The 6,051-nt window shown below is 32.3% G+C and carries 6 protein-coding genes; 1 reads left to right on the top strand and 5 read right to left on the bottom strand.

The window, feature by feature from the left end:
* On the top strand, positions 1-320 hold a 320-nt coding region (locus BHF71_RS08840), incomplete at its 5' end, for an integrase core domain-containing protein (protein ID WP_141705376.1).
* Positions 321-795: 475 nt separating this feature from the next.
* Here BHF71_RS08840 and BHF71_RS08835 read toward each other — a convergent pair.
* The 5 genes from BHF71_RS08835 to BHF71_RS08815 form a co-directional block, all read right to left on the bottom strand.
* A complete protein-coding gene (locus tag BHF71_RS08835; protein ID WP_069657300.1) occupies positions 796-1,293 on the bottom strand; it encodes a hypothetical protein in 498 nt (165 codons plus the stop codon).
* A 303-nt stretch (positions 1,294-1,596) separates the two neighbouring features.
* A complete protein-coding gene (locus BHF71_RS08830; RefSeq protein WP_069657299.1) occupies positions 1,597-2,298 on the bottom strand; it encodes a hypothetical protein in 702 nt (233 codons plus the stop codon).
* 407 nt (positions 2,299-2,705) lie between these two features.
* Positions 2,706-3,131: a GNAT family N-acetyltransferase gene (locus tag BHF71_RS08825; RefSeq protein ID WP_069657298.1), complete on the bottom strand. Its 426-nt coding sequence runs from the start codon at positions 3,129-3,131 to the stop codon at positions 2,706-2,708.
* 382 nt (positions 3,132-3,513) lie between these two features.
* Positions 3,514-3,996: a hypothetical protein gene (locus BHF71_RS08820; RefSeq protein ID WP_069657297.1), complete on the bottom strand. Its 483-nt coding sequence runs from the start codon at positions 3,994-3,996 to the stop codon at positions 3,514-3,516.
* 706 nt (positions 3,997-4,702) lie between these two features.
* Positions 4,703-4,900, bottom strand: a complete 198-nt coding sequence (locus BHF71_RS08815) for a hypothetical protein (RefSeq protein ID WP_069657296.1) — start codon at positions 4,898-4,900, stop codon at positions 4,703-4,705.
* Positions 4,901-6,051: the final 1,151 nt, after the last annotated feature.

The raw sequence follows: 6,051 nt of genomic DNA, 5'->3' as shown, positions 1-6,051 counted from the left end.
AACCTAGTAAAGAATTAATTCTTCATACAGATTTAGGTTCTCAATATACAAGTTCAGAGTTCACAGGATATGTTCAAAGTCGTAAAATTATACAATCATTTAGCAGAAAAGGTAATCCCTATGATAATGCTTGTATTGAATCATTTCATGCTATATTGAAAAAAGAAGAAGTAAATCACGTGCAATATCTAGATTACTATTCTGCTAAGATAGCAATTTTTCAATATATTGAGGGCTGGTACAACCGAAAAAGAATACATAGTGCTTTAGGTTATTTGACTCCTCAAACCATCGAAGATCAATTGAAACATTCAGCATAAGAGTTAACTTTTTTGTGTCCAATATATTGACTCAAATCCACATACTATAAATTGTAAATAATCTCATGAACTATACCTCCTTGTCTATTATTTATCAATCTAAATATTGTTCAGACTAAAAACATAATATATTTCTAAATTCATAAAAAGTAGTTAAGTTATTTAAAAATCTTGCTAACTAAAACAATTCTTCGTACTTTCATATAACGTTCCGTATTCACGACGCCCTTGAGCTTACAAGCGTTTCCGAGCCTTAGATAACTCATAACTTAGGCTCGGGAATGCTGTCTCGGTTAGCGAAAGGGTGTGTCGCTGATTATGCTTCTTCGTTTCTATTTGAATCTACTTCTCCTTGATTTTTCTTCTTATCGCTTCAAGCGACCAAGGGCGTCAGCCCGCAGTGTGAATACTTTGTTATACGCTCGTACGGTCTAAAAGAACAAATCTATCAAGCATAATCTTCTCTACCACTTCTTTATTGATTTAATTCCCTTACAAACTTTTTCCACGTAAAAGAACTAGTCAATAGACCTAGCATAACATTAACTAAAAATCCCATAGCTATAAATTCTAATAAATCCTCAGTATTTTTTACCATCAACATTTTCATATTTGATTCAATGGGCAGAACTAATAAATTAAAATATAATATGCCAAATACAAACATGTATTGAAATTTCAGCAATCTATTACTACTTATTCTTTCTCCTACCTTAATTAATTTGTAAACCTTCCATTCAAATAATCCAGAAAAAATATTTAACACAAACAACATGAAGAGTGGTAATAAAATAACTTGCAACCGTTGCTCAAATGTTAAAATTTTCTTTGAAAACACTAATAATGAAAAATTAATAACAATCATTAAGCCTCCAGCATATAGTGTTCTTTTTAAAAGTAAGTCTGAAATTACAAAGTCTAAAAAGTTTTTACCTTTTTCGATTTGCACTATCCATTTTTTATCAAGGAACATGTAGAATCCTCCACAATTGATCAATTAAATATTTTTAATCTACTTTGAAGATGCAGCAATACCGTATGGCGTATAACGGTCTCGTATTCACGACGCCCTTGAGCTTACAAGCGTTTCCGAGCTTTAGATAGCTCTTATCTTAAGCTCAGGAATGCTGACTTGGTTAGCGAAAGGGTGTGTCGCTTGATATGCTTTCAAACTTCACTGTTAATGCTTCTCTGTAACCTTGCTTCGGGCGACCAAGGGCGTTAGCCAGCAGCGTGAATATTGTGTTATAAGATGTCCCCGTCTTCGAAGCGTTTCTTAAAGATCCATTAAATCCTTTAACCTCATTTCAAAATCACTTAAATCCATAATAGATGTTACTCGTCCCTCGTACTCTCTTATTGAATTATTTATCTTAGTTAACAAACTATCTATTTGTTCATTTAAGTTGTATTTAGTCTTAATAAGAATAGCATCTTGGTAACCAATATCTACACCTAAAACAAAATCTATAAATATATCGTTGTCTTTCAATATGTCTTCTAAGTTAGGAATCTCACTTAAAGTTAAAGTATTTAACATATGATGAATGTCCACAGCATTATTCATAGCAAAAATGTTAATTTCAGAAAATGCATCAGAAAATATCAAAATATTATGAACATCTATTAATTCTTGTAACTCACTTATCTCGATTATTATTCCTTGTTTTCTATGTTTGTACTGAAATTCATTCTCTTTAGGATAAACAATATAGGATGACTTTGCTGGAACAAATCCTAAATCTATAAATTTATTATCCTCAGCTAGGACACTATATTGCCAATTTACGAAATTGTAATTTTTCCCTGTTCGTTTTATTACTTCGTGAATATTGAATATAGGTACTATAAAAATCCGCTTACCTTCTACAAGCTTCCATATAAGGCTTAAATATATAACTAGTTCCTCACGACAATATGGTGTAATTCCAAACTTTTTATGTAGTCTATCCCATTCGTTGGTTTCAACAAATTTCATAAATCCATCCCAAGGGTTGGTTATTACATCTTTATTTTTTGAGAAATGATGATATGTATATATGTTGTTATTAAAGCTTCTATGGAATTTCAGGGGCATATTTCACCAACTTTCAGTAAAGACTTCTTGTCATACGGGGATTTCTTATAACGTTCCGTATTCACGACGCCCTTGAGCTTACAGGCGTTACCGAGCCTTACATAACTCCTATGTTAGGCTCGGGAATGCCGCCTCGGTTAGCGAAGGGAGTGTGTCGCCTGAATAGCTTCTTTGAATAAATTGAATTAACTTCTCTGCCTTCTATCTTCTAAACCTTCGGGCGCGACCAAGGGCGTTAGCCCGCAGCGTGAATAGTTTGTTAGGTGATGTTGTAATTGAAATACTAAATTTTTTATTCTTTTTACTTTTTATAATTCTTTTTTGAATACATAACTTGGTTTCTCATATCCCATTTTCTTTTCATAGAATCTATGTGCATCTTTTCTTTCTAAACCTGATGATAAGGCAACTATTTTACATCCATTTTCTTCTCCCCACTTATGTATGAATTCTAATAATATTTCTCCATAACCATTTGATCGATAATCTGAATGAGTTACTAAATCATATACCCATACATGTCGACCATAATAAAAATTAGTCAATATTATTACTCCAGCTACAGCCATTATATTTCCATCATTATATAAAGCAAAAACTTTATATCCCTGTTTTATCATTTCATCAAGATATTTTAAGTACGTATCTTTATCTAAATCAGTACGTAGTTGATTCATAACTGGAAAAGTATCAATTAAATCTTCTAAATTTTTTTGTTCTTTTATTGTAATCATTATTAGTTACTCTCCTTTTCATTGTGACTATGAATAAAATAAAGTTCCATTATATAATGGCATTTATCACTTCTACAATTTCACCTAACGTTCCGTATTCACGACGCCCTTGAGCTTACAGGTGTTCCCGAGCTTTAGATAGCTCTTATCTTAAGCTCGGGAATGCTGACTCGGTTAGCGAAAGGGTGTGTCGCTGATTACGCTTCTTTGATTTTTTTTGAATCTACTTCTATTTGACTTCTCTTCTTATTACTTCGGGCGACCAAGGGCGTTAGCCCGCAGCGTGAATATCGTGTTATAGGATGTCAGCGCCTTCTTTGATTAGCTAAATTGGAATATATTTAAATGTCTCATCTGCAAATAAAAAGCAACAATTAATTTTTTACTCATACTTCTTAATAATCTTTTGAAGTACTGACATCAATTGCATATCCGATATATACTCTACATTGTTATTTAATTTACTATTTATACCCATTGTTGGAACCAAAAAAGTATTACTTCCATCCGAGCATATAATCCATGATAAATCATCTTTAGCAAAATTACGTCTAATAATTATATGAAGTAGATTATTTTTACCTTCTGACTTAAATCTTTCATAGTCACATTTTTTGGTTATATTTGTTTCTAATGGAATCGAACTTCTAATATATGTCATTACTTTATTAATTAATTCATCATCTTTTACAATTATTCTGTCTTCCCATTTAGTCCCATATGGATCAATTTCTAGTTGAGTAGAAGTATTCTTTATGTAAAGATATCCAGCCATATCCTCTACAAAAATAGAGAATGATAAAATTACAACAGCAATAGCTATTAAAATAAGTTTTTTAATTTTTCGTTTTGTTCCATTACTCATTGATATCATCCTTTTACAACCGTACTGCCCTTTATTAAATAATCTAAGCAGTTAGTTGAAGTTAATCTTATTAAAGTCCTGTCCCTACTTGGGTAACATAAAATACAGATGAATTTTTTTAATATAGGTAATCATACTGTGATATTTGTTTCACCAACACTATCAATCTAGTAACACTATAACTTAAACCATATTCGTAATCTTTTCCATTTGGTTTAATCATTGCTATATAACTTTGATAAAGATGTCCTTGTTCATAAATATTTTTTCTTATTACAGTTATAAGAGATTTACCGGACTTCGCCCCCGTCACACCTTTATAGAATGATACATAAACTATCCATTTTTTATAATGAATTGTATCCGTTTTATTTATAAAGATATGTTTTAAGCGCTGATTTCTTATAACGGTCGATTATTCGCGATGCCCTTGAGCTTACAAGCGTTTCCGAGCTTTAGATAGCTCTTATCTTAAGCTCGGGAATGCTGACTTGGTTAGCGAAAGGGTGTGTCGCTGATTACGCTTCTTCGATTCTTTTTGAATTTACTTCCCCTTGCATTTTCATCTTATCGCTTCGGGCGACCAAGGCGTACTCCATATGAATCTAATTCTTTGCTATCGCCGCAGCGTGAATATTATGTTATAGGATGTCAGTGCCTTCTTAGAAATACTTAAACAATAACTACTACACCCGTTAATTCATTTTCAATTAGAATTTTTTCTATCCTTTTCATTCTTAGAAGGTTTAAAAAAACTACCAATAATTATTAGTGCAATCCCAACTGATGTCATCACATAAAAAACTTTTTCTGATTCCAAATACCCTAATGGATAGATAATAGCACTTGCTACAACTCCTAAGCCAAAAGAACCAATACGGTAGCCAATTAACTTCCTATTCATAATCCTACTCCTCCATATTATAGATACAAGTTGAAAAAAATTTTAAATATAGTAATTCAAAATCCTACTCAGATATTGGAATAAGAGATGTATACCATAATAATTTATTGAATCAGTGTTGTACTTAGGATGTATTTTTAGCACTGATTTCCTATAACGATCGGTTATTCGCGACGTTCCCGAATGTTACAGGTATAACCGAGTCTTAGATAGCTCTTATCTTAGACTCGGGCATGCCGACTCGGTTAATTCGGGAATGTGTCGCCTGATTGCACCTCTTCGATTTTTTTGAATCCGCTTCTATTTGTTTTTTCTTCTTATCTCTTCGGGTGACCAAGGGCGCAGCCCGCAGTGTGAATATTGTGTTATATGAAGAAAATTGATTAATCTTAAAGTAGACAATCCTAGCATTATATGAGTATGACGTCACCCATTCCCATTTATCTACTTATCTTATTTTAAGATCCAAAACATTGATCATTTTAGAGTGTTGATATCAAGCATTGCTATATAGTCATTAGGTTTCAAAGGTACCAAAACTAGGATGAGTAAAACTATATCCTGTTTCGGTTGATATCATTACTTTATGAAATATACATTGTTCGTAGCTATTATTCCATTTTACTAAATATTACCTTTTGTCTATTATGATATCAACCCATTGTTAGAAAATTTTTAACTTTTAACATAAAAAAAGTTATATGTACCCTATATTCTATTATTTGTTGATATCAACACTTCTTCATTAAAGATCGGTGACGTCATTTACAGTAACTAAACTTATATAGTTGTAGTGTTACACCAGAGTATATGGTAATCTACCTTTTCAGTAAATATCTTCTATACAGTAGATATTGCTTCATTGATTTTACTTTAAAAAAATAAAAGCACCTTTTTCATATAACGGTCTCGTATTCACGACGTTCCCGAATGTTACAGGTATGTTCGAGTCTTAGATAGCTCTTATCTTAGACTCGGGCGTACCGACTCGGTTAATTCGGGAATGTGTCGCCTGATTTCACCTCTTCGATTTTTTTGAATCTACTTCTTATTGATTTTTCTTCTTATCGCTTCGGGCGACCAAGGGCGTTAGACCGCTGTGTGAATGCATTGTTATGAGACGTAACAAAAAATAAAGGACACCAATTAAT

The organism is Vulcanibacillus modesticaldus, from assembly GCF_001730235.1.
Lineage (GTDB): Bacteria > Bacillota > Bacilli > Tepidibacillales > Tepidibacillaceae > Vulcanibacillus > Vulcanibacillus modesticaldus.
This window is presented reverse-complemented; position numbering and strand designations above follow the sequence as displayed.

Coding starts and splice junctions, on each gene's coding strand:
- BHF71_RS08820 (WP_069657297.1), bottom strand. CDS start 3,996: ATGAGTAATGGAACAAAACGAAAAATTAAAAAACTTATTTTAATAGCT.
- BHF71_RS08835 (WP_069657300.1), bottom strand. CDS start 1,293: ATGTTCCTTGATAAAAAATGGATAGTGCAAATCGAAAAAGGTAAAAAC.
- BHF71_RS08825 (WP_069657298.1), bottom strand. CDS start 3,131: ATGATTACAATAAAAGAACAAAAAAATTTAGAAGATTTAATTGATACT.
- BHF71_RS08815 (WP_069657296.1), bottom strand. CDS start 4,900: ATGAATAGGAAGTTAATTGGCTACCGTATTGGTTCTTTTGGCTTAGGA.
- BHF71_RS08830 (WP_069657299.1), bottom strand. CDS start 2,298: ATGAAATTTGTTGAAACCAACGAATGGGATAGACTACATAAAAAGTTT.